The 13789-nt window shown below is 71.8% G+C and carries 16 protein-coding genes; 7 read left to right on the forward strand and 9 right to left on the reverse strand.

From position 1 onward, the window contains the following. The 3 genes from AC1DE0_RS21730 to AC1DE0_RS21740 form a co-directional block, all read left to right on the forward strand. Positions 1-190 (forward strand): hypothetical protein (locus AC1DE0_RS21730; RefSeq protein WP_478105589.1); only part of this gene is annotated, 190 nt, incomplete at its 5' end. After that, positions 190-1197 (forward strand): c-type cytochrome biogenesis protein CcsB, encoded by a 1008-nt coding sequence (gene ccsB, locus AC1DE0_RS21735; RefSeq protein WP_478105591.1) that lies wholly within the window; start codon positions 190-192, stop codon positions 1195-1197. The genes AC1DE0_RS21730 and ccsB, both read left to right, overlap by 1 nt. Positions 1198-1206: 9 nt before the next feature. Further along, positions 1207-1500 carry a DUF4229 domain-containing protein gene (locus tag AC1DE0_RS21740; protein ID WP_478105593.1) on the forward strand — a complete coding sequence of 98 codons (294 nt, stop codon included), beginning with the start codon at positions 1207-1209 and terminating at the stop codon, positions 1498-1500. Between the two features lie 3 nt (positions 1501-1503). Here the strand turns inward: AC1DE0_RS21740 and AC1DE0_RS21745 are convergent, their stop codons facing one another. From AC1DE0_RS21745 to AC1DE0_RS21775, 7 genes are all read right to left on the reverse strand, one after another. Continuing rightward, on the reverse strand, positions 1504-2733 hold the full coding sequence (locus AC1DE0_RS21745; RefSeq protein ID WP_478105595.1) for a flavin-containing monooxygenase: 1230 nt from the start codon (positions 2731-2733) through the stop codon (positions 1504-1506). Between the two features lie 199 nt (positions 2734-2932). Next, on the reverse strand, positions 2933-3808 hold the full coding sequence (locus tag AC1DE0_RS21750) for a 1,4-dihydroxy-2-naphthoate polyprenyltransferase (RefSeq protein WP_478105597.1): 876 nt from the start codon (positions 3806-3808) through the stop codon (positions 2933-2935). Positions 3809-3827: 19 nt separating this feature from the next. Next, entirely contained in the window at positions 3828-4112 is a 285-nt protein-coding gene (locus AC1DE0_RS21755; RefSeq protein ID WP_478105599.1) for a PLD nuclease N-terminal domain-containing protein, read from the reverse strand. Between the two features lie 47 nt (positions 4113-4159). Then, the gene (menE, locus tag AC1DE0_RS21760; RefSeq protein ID WP_478105601.1) at positions 4160-5338 is read right to left on the reverse strand and encodes an o-succinylbenzoate--CoA ligase; all 1179 of its coding nucleotides are present in this window, start codon (positions 5336-5338) and stop codon (positions 4160-4162) included. An 87-nt stretch (positions 5339-5425) separates the two neighbouring features. Continuing rightward, positions 5426-5815 (reverse strand): DUF6188 family protein, encoded by a 390-nt coding sequence (locus AC1DE0_RS21765; RefSeq protein ID WP_478105603.1) that lies wholly within the window; start codon positions 5813-5815, stop codon positions 5426-5428. Next, positions 5812-7212 (reverse strand): hypothetical protein, encoded by a 1401-nt coding sequence (locus tag AC1DE0_RS21770; protein WP_478105605.1) that lies wholly within the window; start codon positions 7210-7212, stop codon positions 5812-5814. Before AC1DE0_RS21770 ends, AC1DE0_RS21765 begins: the two co-directional genes overlap by 4 nt. Before the next feature lie 389 nt (positions 7213-7601). Further along, complete coding sequence (locus AC1DE0_RS21775) at positions 7602-9266, reverse strand: MFS transporter (RefSeq protein ID WP_478105607.1); 1665 nt, start codon at positions 9264-9266, stop codon at positions 7602-7604. Between the two features lie 188 nt (positions 9267-9454). Here AC1DE0_RS21775 and AC1DE0_RS21780 point away from each other — a divergent pair, with 188 nt between their 5' ends. Continuing rightward, positions 9455-10483 carry an alpha/beta hydrolase gene (locus AC1DE0_RS21780; protein ID WP_478105609.1) on the forward strand — a complete coding sequence of 343 codons (1029 nt, stop codon included), beginning with the start codon at positions 9455-9457 and terminating at the stop codon, positions 10481-10483. A 92-nt stretch (positions 10484-10575) separates the two neighbouring features. On the opposite strand, the gene AC1DE0_RS21785 is transcribed toward AC1DE0_RS21780, so the two are convergent. Both AC1DE0_RS21785 and AC1DE0_RS21790 read right to left on the reverse strand, forming a co-directional pair. Beyond that, a complete protein-coding gene (locus AC1DE0_RS21785) occupies positions 10576-11529 on the reverse strand; it encodes a 1,4-dihydroxy-2-naphthoyl-CoA synthase (RefSeq protein WP_478105611.1) in 954 nt (317 codons plus the stop codon). A 56-nt stretch (positions 11530-11585) separates the two neighbouring features. Then, complete coding sequence (locus tag AC1DE0_RS21790; RefSeq protein WP_478105613.1) at positions 11586-12113, reverse strand: methyltransferase family protein; 528 nt, start codon at positions 12111-12113, stop codon at positions 11586-11588. Between the two features lie 97 nt (positions 12114-12210). Between AC1DE0_RS21790 and AC1DE0_RS21795 the strand changes: the two genes are divergently transcribed. From AC1DE0_RS21795 to AC1DE0_RS21805, 3 genes are all read left to right on the forward strand, one after another. Then, a complete protein-coding gene (locus AC1DE0_RS21795; RefSeq protein ID WP_478105615.1) occupies positions 12211-12816 on the forward strand; it encodes a TetR/AcrR family transcriptional regulator in 606 nt (201 codons plus the stop codon). Positions 12817-12825: 9 nt separating this feature from the next. Continuing rightward, positions 12826-13308, forward strand: a complete 483-nt coding sequence (locus tag AC1DE0_RS21800) for an NUDIX hydrolase (protein WP_478105617.1) — start codon at positions 12826-12828, stop codon at positions 13306-13308. A 163-nt stretch (positions 13309-13471) separates the two neighbouring features. Beyond that, a complete protein-coding gene (locus AC1DE0_RS21805; protein WP_478105619.1) occupies positions 13472-13735 on the forward strand; it encodes a hypothetical protein in 264 nt (87 codons plus the stop codon). Positions 13736-13789 lie beyond the last annotated feature (54 nt).

The raw sequence follows: 13789 nt of genomic DNA on the forward strand, positions 1-13789 counted from the left end.
CAACACCGCGGGCAACACCGCGGGCAACACCGCGGGCAACACCGCGGGCAACACCGCGGGCAACACCGCGGGCAACACCGCGGGCAACACCGCGGGCAACACCGCGGGCAACACCGCGGGCAACACCGCGGGCAACACCGCGATCACGACTGCAGCGCCCGACCGCCTTCCAGAACGGACCGAAAGCTAGTGCCCAACTCGCTCGCCGCCAACGCCAACATCGCGCTCTACGCGTCGATGATCGTCTACACGCTCGCCATGCTCGCCTTCACGTGGCACCTCGCCGCGCGCGCGCCGAAGGCAGCAGAGTCCAAGGCCGTCGCCGAGTCGTCCGTCGAGGAGCGCGAGCTCGTCGTGGCAGGGGCCGGGGCGGCCGCGCCGGCAGAGCGTCGTCCCGTCTCGGCGTATGCCGCCGGGCCGGCATACGTGGACAGCTTGCGCAGCCGCCAGCGCGGAAGCATCGCGCTGATGCTCACCTACCTCGCGACCGCGCTGCTGGTCGTCTCCGTGCTCATGCGTGGCATCGCGGTGGCCCGGCCGCCGTGGGGAAACATGTTCGAGTTCGCCACCGCGGCGTCGGCCGCCGTCGGTGTCGCCTACAGCGCGCTGGCCAGGCGCAACCGCTGGGAGTGGCTGGGCGTCTTCATCGTCACGCCGATCCTGCTCGTGCTCGGACTGTCCCTCACCGTGCTCTACACGGAGGCCGGCGAGCTGATGCCGGCCCTGAAGTCGTACTGGCTCGGCATCCACGTCTCCGTCGCGTTCCTCGCAGTCGCCTTCTTCACTTTGGCCTTCGCGGTCGGAGCGCTCTACCTCGTGCGCCTGCGCCGCGAGGAGAAGCCACCCGCGAAGCCCGGCGTCATCGAGTCCCTGCCGTCAGCGGCGGCGCTCGAGCGGACGGCATACAGCCTCAACATGGTGGGCTTCATCCTTTGGACGTTCACGCTCATCGCGGGAGCGATCTGGGCGAAGCAGGCGTGGGGCGCCTACTGGCAGTGGGACCCGAAGGAGGTCTGGACCTTCGTCATCTGGACGGTCTACGCCGCCTACATGCACGGCCGCGCCACCGCCGGTGTCGACCCGCGCAAGTCGATGTACATCGCGCTCGCCGGCTACGTCTCGGTCATCATCAACTTCACGCTCGTGAACCTCGTGTCGACCTTCGTCGGCATGCACAACTACTCCGGCATGGGCTGAGGTCTGAACGTGGTCCGCTACTCACTGCTGCGCCTCCTGATCTTCTTCGGGTTCCTCTTCCTCTTCTGGCTCATCGGCCTGCGCAACAACCCTGCGCTCCTCGTCGGCGCTGCCGCTCTGGCGTCTGCTGCCGCCTCCTACATCTTGCTCCGGGGCATGCGTGACGAGATCACCGCCAAGCTCGTCGAGCGGCACGAGGCGAAGGCCGAGGGCCGCCGCCTGGAGCCCGACCCGACGAGCGACGAGGCGGCCGAGGACGCCGAGGACGCCGGGCACGAAGGCCCGCTCAGCTCCGGTCGCTGACGGTCACGCGGTCAGGCCCAGGCGCCCCGCGATGCGGGTCGCGGTGGCGCGAGCGTCGTCGCCGACACCGAAGAGCAGGGCCGAGCGCCGGTTCCTGAGGAAGTGCACGCCGACGAAGTGCAGGTCGGGGGCCACAGTGCTCTCGCCGTCGTCGTGGAGCGGGAAGCCCTGCTCGTCGACGAGGCCCGGCACATCGATCCACTCGCTGTAGCGGGAACGGAACCCGGCTGCCACGACCACGGCGCCGATGTCTGCCACGGGCAGGCTCTCGACGGGCTGCGGTGAGAATGGGCCGGGCTCGGGGACATTGGGCGGTGCCTGCCCGGTGCTGGCGCAGCCGGCGACGATGAGGTCGCGCAGCCAGTCGTGCCCGGCGTCCGACGCCGCGAGGGTCGCCGCGAGGTCGTTTGCCAGGTGCACGGTCGTGTCGTCCGCGCCGACCAGGTGACCACCGAGCCGTACGCCCAGCGCGTGCAGGGTGCGGAAGCTGAGGTCGTGACCGCCGTCCCGGCCGCTGACCTGCGGGTTGGCGCCCAGGCGCGCAGCGGGACTCGGCAGGTCGCTCACGCGGTGGTCGAAGAACGGGGTGTCGTGCAGCCACTCGAAGACGTCGCGCCCGTCGGTGCGCCGCGGGAACCACGGTGCCTTGCCGCAGGCCATGACGACCTCGCGCCCGGCCTGGGCGAGCTCCTCGGCGATCTGGCAGGCGCTCTGCCCCGAGCCGACGACGAGCACGGCACCTTCCGGGAGGCCGGTCGGGTTGCGGTACTGCGAGACGTCGAGGCAGGCCAGCCCCGCCGGGAGCGACTGCACGGCGGCGGGTCGGTTCGCCCGCTGGTAGGCGCCGGTCGCGAGGACCACCACCCGACTGTGGACGGTGCCGTGGTCGGTCTCGAGGTCGTAGCCACCGGCCCGGCCCGGCCGCAGCGCACGGACGGGGGTGTCGTGGCGCACCTCCGCGGTCAGGCGGGACGCGTACGCCTCGAGGTGCCCGGTGATCTGCTCGCGTGACATGAAGCCGTCGGGGTCGTCGCCCTCGTAGGGCGCCCCGGGCAGCAGCACGAGGTGGTTCGGACCGACGAGGGTGAAGCTGTCCCACCGGTGGGCCCACGACGAGCCCGGCGACTCGGCCTCCAGGACCACGTGCTCGACCCCACGCAGGCCCAGCTCGTGGCTCGCCGCGAGACCGGCCTGGCCGGCACCGATGACGACGACGTCGATCTCCTCGTCCACCTCTCCACGGTGGCACTCGCTTCGCGTCCCGTCAGCAGAACGAGAAGGCGCGAGACGAGAAGGTGCGTAACGAGAAGGCGCCGGCCGAGGTATGCCGTCGCGGCCGGTTGCGTCGGATCACCTCGATCCACTCGGGTCAGAGGGGAGTGGAGGTATGCCGTCGCGGCGGGGCGCGAGGGACCACCTCGACCCGCTGGGGTCACGGTCGGCCGAGTGCGAGTCCGACGGCGAGGAGCAGCGACCAGGCCAGCAGGAACTGCCCGGTGCCCGCCAGCGCAGGGATGAGGCCGCGGCCGGTGGCTCGTCCAACGACCGCCTGCATCGGCTTGACGACGAGTGGTGCGGCCAGCAGGGCGAGCAGGGCCCAGGGCGAGGTGAACGACGCGAGGCCGCTCATCACGAACGCGACGGCGACGAGGGCGACGTAGAACCAGCGGGTGCCACTCTCGCCCATGCGCACCGCGAGGGTGCGCTTGCCGTGCTCGCGGTCGGTGGGGATGTCACGCAGGTTGTTGGCCACGAGGATCGCCGACGACAGCGCACCCACGCCGATGGCGCCCCACCAGCCCGCGGCGGTGGGCGGGGTCATGGTCGCCAGCGTGCCGAGGGTGGCGACGAGCCCGAAGAAGACGAAGACGAACAGCTCGCCGAGGCCGAGGTAGCCGTACGGCCGGGAGCCTCCGGTGTAGTACCAGGCCGCGACGATGGCCGCCGCGCCGATCGGGATCATCACCCACAGACCGGAAAGCCCGACGAGGGCCAGGCCCATGAGGGCTGCGAAGAAGAAGCATGAGAACGCGGCGATCTTGACCGAGCCGGGCGCCGCGAGACGCTGGCCGACGAGACGCACGGGCCCGACGCGTACCTCGTCGGTGCCTCGGATGCCGTCGGAATAGTCGTTCGCGAAGTTGACCCCGACCTGGAGGGCGAGGGCGACGACCAGGGCGAGGACGGCATACGCCCACACGACGTGACCGGTCTGGTAGGCGGCGCCGGTGCCGACGAGGATGGGAGAGACGGCGGCGGGCAGCGTGCGTGGACGAGCGCCCTCGATCCACTGGGACAGGGTGGCCATGGGGTCTGGGGGAGTCCTTCTACAGCTTGCGGAGGAAGTCGGGGTCGTCGTCGGGGCCTCGCGGGCCTGCCGGTCCACGGGGGCCGGGTGGCTGCCGGCCGGGTCCGCGCCGGGTGGGCCCGCCGCGGGCGTCGCTGCGGCCGGCAACCAGCCAGAAGATCGGCCCGAGCACCGGGACGAGGGTCGCGAGGAGCCAAACGGGCTTAGGCATGATCCGCACGAGCCGGCTGTTGGTCTGCACGCAGTCGACGAAGGCGTAGATCGAGGCGAAGACCACGAGGGCGACGAGTACGACGCGTGGCACGGTGGTCTCCTTCGTCGACCGGGTGGACACCCCCATCTTGCCACCGCTCAGGCAGACCCCCGCACAGCGCGTCGGATGGCGGTGCGATCGGGCTTGCCCGGCCCCCGCTGCGGGATGGCCGGAAGCACGAGGACGCGGCGCGGCAGGGCGGCGTCGGGCAGGATGCCGCGCAGGCGCTCGCGCACCTGTGCCGTCGTGAGGTGGTCCGTCGGGTCGACGAGGGTCACTGCGGCGCAGACGGACTCGCCCCATTCGGCGTCGGGCAGGCCGACCACGACCACGTCGAGCACGTCGTCGAGGTGGCGTGACATGGCGTCCTCGACGACGCCCGGGTTGACCTTGAGGCCCCCGGTGTTGATGACGTCGTCGGCTCGGCCGTCGATGACGATCAGGCCGTCCTCGTCGAAGTGGCCGAGGTCGTCGGTACGGAACCAGCGGACGCCGTCGAGGTCGGTGGTGAAGGCGTCACGGCTGAGCCCCGGCCCGCCGAGGTAGCCGTAGGCGACCGTGTCGCCACCGAGCACGACGTGCCGGTCGTTGTCGACGTGGACCCGGCTCACGGGCAGCGGGCTCCCGTCGTAGACGCACCCGCCTGCGGTCTCGCTCATGCCGTAGGTCAGGTTCAGGTTGACGCCCAGGCGCCGGGCCCGCTCGACGAGGGCGCTCGGGGTCGCGGCGCCCCCGACGAGCACGCCGTCGAAGCGGCACAGTGCGTCGAGGCCCGCGGGGTCGTCGACGAGGCGGCTCAGCTGGGTCGGCACGAGCGAGGTGTAGCGGCGCTGCGCCGACCCGCTCGGGCGCACGGTGGCGGTGGCCGCCGCGAAGGCCTCGGCGGAGAACCCGTCGCGCAGGTCGAGGACGACCGGTGTGACGCCGGCCGCGACCGAGCGCAGGAGCACCTGCAGGCCGGCGATGTGGTGTGCAGGCATCGCCAGCAGCCAGGCTCCGCTGCCGCCGAGCACCTGATGTGTGGCCCACGCAGAACGTTCGAGGGCCTCGGCCGTGAGCAGGGCCCGCTTCGGGTGTCCGGTGGAGCCGGACGTGCCGATCGCGACGGCGAGGCCTTCGGGCAGGTCGGCGGCTTCGTGGAACGGCACTGATGGCGGGGCGTCTGCGGCGGCATACGGAAGCACCGGGGAGCGGCCGGCCAGGGCGGCCTCCAGGGCGGGCAGCACGTCGAGCACGTCGGGTCCGGCGGGCACCGGGAGCAGCTGCAGCGCCGTCATGGACCCCATTGTGCCTTGGCGCCTTCCGACACCCAGGCTTGGGTTCCGTACGCCAGGTGTGCGGCTAATCGAGTGGTGACAACCCGGTCATGACGACTCGTCCGCGGGCGGTGGGCTCCAGACGGCGAGCTCTCCACCCGGCATGCATACGAGCATCTCGCGGTGTGGCCCGTGGATCGTCCACGACTCGTAGTTGGGGTCCACTCGACAGGACACCTGGGCGTCGGCGAGGTTGATGGCGAGGTCGTTGGTGGGCGAGACCAGCACACCGGTGACCTCCTGGCCGAGCAGGTCGGCGAGGATCTTGGGCGGAGTCTCCACGGACTGCGAGATGTCGATCTGGACGGGAGGCTGGCCTCTGTGGGTGACAAAGACGTCGCCCTCCAGGTTGAACTGTCCGCCCCCGCTCGTCCACAGCCGGACCATCCAGTCCAGCTGCACGCGCGAGACGGTCATCCCCGTGAAGTCGGGAATCATGGGTTCCATCCTCTCGGGATGTCGAAGGTGCCGTCCTCGCGGATCGGGAGGTGGGTGGAGTCCTTGTCGGTGGGTCTGCCTTCGATGTCGATGGCCTGCCCGTGCCTGTTGTAGAAGCGTAGGTACCCGTGGGGGTACTGCGCCGTGGGGTCCATGACGCGTAGCGAGTTGATGTCGTCGTTGCCGTTGACCTTCACCCCGACGAAGTCGGGATCCTGCCAGACCTCGCCCTTGCCGTTGTCGGAGACTCGACCCTTCCAGCTCGAGCCGGCGAGGTCGGGGCGGCTCGAGTCGGGTAGCGGATCACCGGCCTTGCCCCGGCCGACGGTGGGCGCGTCGACCTCGGTGAGCCAGCGGTTGTCGTTGGCGCGCGCGTGCTCGCCGAGTCTGGTGGCGCCGCGGGCGATCGCGCCGACGCCGCCGGCTGCGACGGCGGCGGCTGCCACGTTGAGCGGGACCCCGACGACCATCCCGACGCCGGTCGCGTCGAGGACCGTCCCTCCGATCTCGCCACCGGTTCCGAGGATGATCCCGCCCACCCCGAGGGCGATCTCGAGCAGGTCCTCGGGATGCTCGGTGACCGCCTGCCCGATGTCGGCTGCGCCGTTCACCAGCGGCACGGCCGTGTGGTTGTACGTCCAGGCCCCGGCCTCACCCGCGTGCTCGAGGGCGTCCTGCCACCACTGGCGCTGCTCGCGCACCTCGATGTGACCGACCCTCGGCCGCGAGGCGACCTCGATGCGCTCCTGGACGAAGCCGAGGTCGCCGATGAACGAGGCCCGCACGTCCGGAGCGCAGCCCGCAGACCTGGGTGGAGCCGGGACGGTGCCGATGCCCCGACCCAGTGGGCGCTGACGTGTGGCCGCGTCAGCCGTCAGCGCGTCGAGCCGCCGGGCGCACTGGTTGGCCGCGGCGGTCAGCTCGTCCAACACCGCTCCGTGAGCCCGGTGCACCGTGCCGAGGGCCGTGTCGCGGTCGCGACCGGCCAGGGCCACGGCAGCGGCATACGTCGTCGGATCGGTCGTGGCGGCCCGTGCGATGGCCACGCGACGGGCGTGCTCGTCCGCCGCGTCGTCGGCGCGGCGTCGAAGGCCGTCCACGTGCGCGGCCGCGCGCTCCAGTGCGCCCGCGTAGCGGTCGAGCCCGTCGGCTGCGTGACCGAGATGCGGCAGCAACCGACGCGTTCGGTGCGCCAGCACGGCGAGGTCGGACTGCGCTTGTGTGGCCACGTCGCCCTGCCAGACGAGGCCCAGCTCGGCTTCGGCCGCGGCCCTGAGACCGCCGTTCGCAAGACCGCGTGCTGCCACCCGGCGCAGCTCGCGCGCCGCAGCCCGGATCGCCGTCGGGTCACCCGCTGGAGGTGAAAGCTGTGCCGTGTCTTCGAGAAGGCGAGTCATGGGCGTGGGTGCGTGGACCTGGTGGGCCCACCGGCCGACGCGAGGATCAGCGCGGCACGGACCTCGGTCGCATTGGCCGCCAAGGCAGTCTGGTCGAGCGCATCACCGAGTGCCGCAAAGCCTGTCGCTGCAGCCTCGAGAGCCGCCACGTGGCTGGCCACGAAGCCGGCGAGCGACGCGCCAAGGGCGGGGTGGGCGTCGCCACAACCCAACGTGGCAGATCGACCAGCCCGTGCGAATCCCGTTGCGCAGTCGGCGAGTCCGGAGCCCGCGGTGAGCAACGTGGATCCCACGCGCCGCGTGCCCTCCGTGTCGATCGCGTAGCTCATGGATCGGAAACCTACGGGCACTCGCCACTAGGGCCGGAGAGTTCTCCACAGCCTCCCGGGTCAGCCGGCGGGGCGGGGGGTCGCCCGCACCGGGGTCGCCCGGCGCCGCTGTCGAGCAGCCATGACGACCGTCCAGATGAGCGCGACCGCGCACACCGGGAAGCCGATGTAGGGGTTGAGCGGGAGCACGATGCCCAGCGCTCCGCCGACGACCCACAGCACCTGCAGCATCGTCTCGGACCACGCGAAGACCGACGTGCGCACGTTCTCGGGGACCTCGCGCTGCACGAGGGCGTCGAAGCAGAGCTTGGAGAGCTGCGCCGACAGGCCCTGCACGAGCCCGAGCACGACGAGGGTCCAGACGCCGTACCAGATGCCGGTGGCGAGGCAGCTGACCGTCGCGGCGAGCACCGACACCATCGCGATGCGCTCGGGGCGCTGGTCACGCACGACGTTGCCGACGACGCTGCCCAGAGCGTTGCCGACACCGATGCCCACGGCGATGAACGCCAGCACGAGCTCGCCGCGGAAGCCGTCGATCGGGTGCTCCTTGGCGAGGAATGCCATGAACATGATGAGGAAGCCGGTGAGCACGCGGGTGCCGCCTGTCGACCACATGGCGTGCATGACGGGCCACGGGATCGCCTGCTTGCGCCGGCGGAACCGGCCCAGCAGGCCCAGTGAGTCCACGGTCAGGGGCTCGTGCTCCGAGGACGTATGCCGTCCGGCCGCGTCCCCAGTCCAGCCTCGCCGGGTGCCCCGGAGCGAGCTGGGGCCGTCGGGCGTGCCGGTCCGCTCGGGCGCGCGAGCGGGCCGCACCGCGATCGGGGCGGTGTCCTCGATGGGCACCTCGCCGACGGACGAGTCCACCACTGACGGCAGCCGGATGGCCTGCACCGTGCCGATGACGAAGACGACGAAGCCCACGCGCAGGGCCCACGCCGGGCCGGCGAGCATGCCCAGCCCGCCGAGCAGGCCGCCGAGGAGGGCCCCCACGACACCGGCCATCGACACGCGCGAGTTGGCCCTCACGAGAGTCGTGCCGGCGGGCAGGAGGCGCGGCACGGCTGCGGCGCGGGTGATGTTGTAGGCCCGCGATGCGACGAGGCAGCCGAGTGCGGCCGGGAAGAGCCAGCTGCTGTTGTTGTTGACGGCCTCGGCTAGCACCCAGCACAGGAAAGCCCGCAGCGCGAGGGTCGTGCCGATGGCCCAGCGGCGCCCGTGCGCGAAGCGGTCGAGCAGGGGGCCGATGAGCGGCGCGACGAGCACGAACGGGACCATCGTCAGCAGCAGGAAGGTCGCGACGTCGCCACGGGCCTGTGCCGTCTGGGGGTTGAAGAACAGGGTGCCCGCGAGGGCCAGCGTCATGATGGTGTCGCCCGCGGTGTGGCTCGCGTGCAGCTCGGTGATGCGGGCGAGGCCGGTCTCGCCGGCACCGCCGGAGTGGGTGAAGGCATGCGCCTTCGTCGCCGCGAATCGGCCGGAGCGGGCCGTGGCCCGGGCCGTACCGGTGGCCGCCCGCCCCAGGCCCCGGCCGACGGCTCGTGTCGCGTTCATCGCGGTGGTGCGGGCCGGCTGGCGGAAGCTCGCGGGCCGGCCCCCCTCCGGCACATCGGGGTTCGGCACACCGTGGTCCGGCCCGAGCCCGTGCTCGCGAGCACGGGCGCCGCCGCTCGCGGGCGCGCGACGTCCGCTGCCGGCGCTGCGCTCGTCGATGGGTCCCACCCCAACATCCTGCCTCCTCGAGGGGGTGGACGTGGGACCGACACCGGGAACGGCCCAAGAGCGGCTTGGGGGTGAGGGGCCTTCCTGCGGCAGACCTGCGGCAGGCCGACGCCGGGCGTCCGACAGAGCCGGAAACTTGCCCCGGGCGATGACCGGTTCGTCCCTCGGCCCCTCGCTACGCTCGAATGGTGAGAACCGTGGGGGACGCGGGTTTCGAGGGGGTCGGAGGGGCCGACGAGGGAGTCGGTGGCAACGAGGGGACCGAGGGTTCGGCTGCCGTCGTCCACCGGCGATCGCGCACGCACCTGGGCGTCGTGCTCGGTGTCGTCTGGATCGTCGTCCCACTCGCCCTCTTCCTGCTCGACCAGTCGATCCTGTTGTCGGGCAACCCGGCTCAGGTGATCGCACTCGCGGCGTGTGGGCTCATCGGAGTCGTCCTGCTCGTCCACGACCGGACCGACGACAGGCGGCGGGTCCGCCGTCGGCCACGCTGGAGGCGGGTGCTCGGGCAGGTGGTGGGCGTGGTCGCCACGGTGGCTGTGCTCGGCGCGCTTGTCTGGCTTCGACCGTTCGCGGCAACCCCGGCCGCGGTGTCGGCCCTGGCCGGTGGCGCCGACGTGCGCGTCACCGACGCAGCGGCCCACATCATCATCGCGCCGAAGGGCAGCACGCCCACCCGAGGTCTGGTGTTCCAGCCGGGCGCCCGCGTCGACCCTCGCGCGTACGTGCCGATGCTGTCGCAGGTGTCGAGGCAGGGGGTGCTGGTCGTCATCGTCAAGCCGCCGTTCGACATCGGTCTGCTCGCGACGACAGCGCCGCAGTCCTTCGTCGACGAGCATCCCGAGGTGCGGGAGTGGGCTGTGGGCGGCCACAGTCTCGGCGGCGTCGCGGCGGCCCGCTTCGCCCTCGACCACCCCGGCCTCGTCCGCGGACTGGTGCTGTGGGCGTCCTATCCCGACCAGTCGCTGGCGGGGCGCAACGACCTCGAGGTCGCCTCGGTGAGCGGCACCCGCGACGCGTTCACGAGCCCGGCCGACATCGCCGCGAGCCGGGCACTGCTGCCGCGCACGACGGCATACACCCGCGTCGACGGGGCCGTGCACTCGTTCTTCGGCGACTACGGGGAGCAGCCTGGAGACGGGTCACCCACGGTGGGTCGCGCCGAGGCCCAGCGCCAGGTCGTCCACGCGACGGTCGAGCTGATTCTCTCGCTCTGAACCCGTCTGCCGGAAAGTGGGTACTCGACTCTCTCCGTCCAGTCGAGTGCCCAGTTTCCCGACGTCAGACGGGCGAGGTCAGACGTGCCGGCTCAGAAGTACCAGGGGAACGGCGACCAGTCGGGGTCGCGCTTCTCGAGGAACTGGTCGCGGCCCTCCACTGCTTCGTCGGTCATGTACGCCAGCCGGGTCGCCTCGCCGGCGAACACCTGCTGGCCCATCAGGCCGTCGTCGGTGAGGTTGAAGGCGAACTTGAGCATCCGCTGCGCCTGCGGGCTCTTGCCCATGATCTCCGTCGCGGCCTGAAGGGCCTCGGTCTCGAGGTCGGCGTGGTCGGCGACGATGTTGACGGCGCCCATCCGCTGCATGTCCTCGGCCGAGTAGGTGCGGCCGAGGAAGAAGATCTCGCGGGCGAACTTCTGCCCGACCATCTTGGCGAGGTAGGCGCTGCCGTAGCCGGCGTCGAAGCTGCCCACGTCGGCGTCGGTCTGCTTGAAGCGGGCGTGCTCGCGGCTCGCGATCGTCAGGTCGCAGACTACGTGGAGCGAGTGCCCGCCACCGGCCGCCCAGCCGTTGACGACGGCGATGACGATCTTCGGCATGGTGCGGATGAGGCGCTGCACCTCGAGGATGTGCAGGCGACCGCCCTGGGCCTTGACCCGCGCCTGGTCGACCGTGTCGGCGGTCTCGCCCTGCGCGTACTGGTAGCCCGAACGGCCGCGGATGCGCTGGTCTCCGCCCGAGCAGAAGGCCCACTTGCCGTCCTTGGGGCTGGGGCCGTTGCCGGTGAGGAGCACGACGCCCACGTCGGGGGTCATCCGGGCGTGGTCGAGCGCGCGGTACAGCTCGTCGACGGTGTGCGGGCGGAAGGCGTTGAGCACCTCGGGCCGGTCGAAGGCGATGCGCACGACACCAGACTCGGCGTGCGGGCGGCCCGGGGCGGCGCGGCGACGGTGGTAGGTGATGTCGGTGAGGTCGAGGCCCGGCACCTCGTCCCACTCGGCCGGGTCGAAGGTCTCGGAGACGGGCGCGCGTTCGGTGCTCACGGCGGGCAGCCTACGCGGGCCGCGGGCACCACGGCCGAGGGCGTATGCCGTCCGGCTCATTGCTCCCGGCGCGGCGCGGTCGTGCTGGGGCGGGGCCAGACGTGGCCGGGTCGGGGCAGCCAGCGCGGCACGGTGCCGACGTATCGGCCGTACTCCTCGCCGTGCGTCTCGCGCAGCGTCGGCTCCTCGTAGAGGGCGACGAAGGCGGTGACGGCGGCGACGAACAGGACGGCATACGCGAGCACGGCGCTGCTGCGCCACAGCAACCCCTGCCCGACGATGGTGGCGAGCACGGCGACGTACATCGGGTTGCGCACGTAGCGGTAGGGGCCGGTCACGACGAGGTGCTCGGTCGGGGCGGTGGGGGAGGGTGTGCCGAGACCGTCGCGGGCGAAGCGGACGAACGCCTCCGTGAGGCCCGCAACGCCGAGCGCGAGCAGCAGCCAGCCGCCGACGGTGCCGGGGGTCGACCTCGCCCAGGCGTCCGGGGCGCGCGCACCGACGAGCCAGGGGATCACCCCGCCCATGGTCGCGGGGACCGCGGCGAAGACCGTTGTGCCAATTGCTGCCGATCGGGCGTTCATGGGTTCTCTCCCTGTCGACACTTTGCCAACATCTGTTGGCAAACACGCTACGACCCACTCCCGTAGAAGTCAACGGGCGTTGGCTAAGGTGGCGCCCATGATCGACGAGTCCGGCCGGGAGACGAAGTCCGACCGTGCCCGGCAGCGCATCCTCGAGGCGGCACGGGTGCACTTCCGCGGGCACGGCTATCGGTCCGCCACGATCCGCGCCATCGCGGCCGACGCGCAGATCGACCCGTCGATGGTGATGCGCTACTTCGGGACGAAGCGTGACCTCTTCACTGCTGCGGTCGACCTCGACCTGCGGCTGCCCGACCTCACTGGCCGCCCGCGAGCGGCCTTGGGGCGTGGGCTCGTCGAGCACTTCCTGGCCCGGTGGGAGGGCGGCGACGACACGCTGGTGACGCTGCTGCGCTCGGCCGCGACCGAGCCCGACGCCGTCGACGTGCTGCGGCAGGTGTTCGCCGAGCAGCTCACGCCCGCCGTGGCGCAGGTCGCGGGGCCCGAGACGGCTGCATTGCGCGCCGGTCTCGTCGCGAGCCAGATGCTCGGACTCGCGCTCGTGCGTGACGTCCTCGCGCTCGACCCCGTCGCCACCGCGTCGCCCGCCGAGGTCGCGCGACTGGTGGGGCCGGCGATCCAGCGCTACCTCACCGGCCCCGTCGGGCCGGGCACCGCGGCAGTGGGGGCACAGCGCGGCTAGCGTGGCGCCATGCCGATCCCGCCCTACGTCGTCCACCTCCGCTCGATGATCGGGACCGAGCTGCTCTGGATGCCCGGCATCACGGCCGTCGTCCTGCGCGCACGACCGGAAGGCGTTGACGAGGTGCTGCTCGTCAAGCGCTCCGACAACGGCCGATGGACCCCCGTGACCGGCATCGTCGACCCCGGCGAGGACCCCCACGTGACGGCGGTCCGCGAGGTCGAGGAGGAGGCGTGCGTCGTGGCCGAGGTGGAGCGCCTGGTCTGGGTGGCCGCCAGCGGTGTCGTCACGCACGTCAACGGCGACCTCGGGCAGTACCTCGACCACACCTTCCGCTGCCGGTGGGTGGCTGGTGACCCCCGACCCGGCGACGACGAGTCCACCGACGCGCGGTGGTTCCCGCTCGACGGGCTCCCGTCCATGTCGGACCTGCACCGCGAGCGCATCGCCGTCGCGGCCGAGAACCCGGCGGACGTGCGGCTCGGCCGCTGAGACGTCCGCTGGATGCCCGACCCCCGCGCGCGTCGGGCGACATCTGCGCGCCGGGGTGACATCTGTCAGGGGCAGGTCGTGACAGGGGACGCAGGACCCACGCCACATGCATACCTAGCGTGGAGGCATGCCGGGTGGTCCGGCGGAGCAAACGGAGGTCATCGTGTTCGTCCCACGCACGTTCATCATCGCCGGCATCGCGCTGATCGCGATCTCGCTCGGCGCCTCGGGTCACGGCCTCTGGTGGCTCGTCGGGCTCGTCTGGGCGTTCGGGTGGACCCGCAACGGACGGCGCGCCTGCCACGTCGGCCGGTCCCGGCACCAGCAGCACGACTCGACGGCCAACGACGCCCAGCCGCAGGCGCCGCAGCCCACTGGTCAGCCCGACCCCACGCACGACAGTCACGAGGCCTTCCCGGTGCGCTGATCGCCCTCTCACCGTGCGCTGATCGGTGCCGGGCATCCGGCGGTGGTGATCCGT

Source organism: Terrabacter sp. 05T424 (genome assembly GCF_056396225.1).

Coding starts and splice junctions, on each gene's coding strand:
- AC1DE0_RS21750 (WP_478105597.1), bottom strand. CDS start 3,808: ATGGCCACCCTGTCCCAGTGGATCGAGGGCGCTCGTCCACGCACGCTG.
- menE (WP_478105601.1), bottom strand. CDS start 5,338: ATGACGGCGCTGCAGCTGCTCCCGGTGCCCGCCGGACCCGACGTGCTC.
- AC1DE0_RS21765 (WP_478105603.1), bottom strand. CDS start 5,815: ATGATTCCCGACTTCACGGGGATGACCGTCTCGCGCGTGCAGCTGGAC.
- AC1DE0_RS21770 (WP_478105605.1), bottom strand. CDS start 7,212: ATGACTCGCCTTCTCGAAGACACGGCACAGCTTTCACCTCCAGCGGGT.
- AC1DE0_RS21790 (WP_478105613.1), bottom strand. CDS start 12,113: ATGAACGCCCGATCGGCAGCAATTGGCACAACGGTCTTCGCCGCGGTC.
- AC1DE0_RS21795 (WP_478105615.1), top strand. CDS start 12,211: ATGATCGACGAGTCCGGCCGGGAGACGAAGTCCGACCGTGCCCGGCAG.
- AC1DE0_RS21800 (WP_478105617.1), top strand. CDS start 12,826: ATGCCGATCCCGCCCTACGTCGTCCACCTCCGCTCGATGATCGGGACC.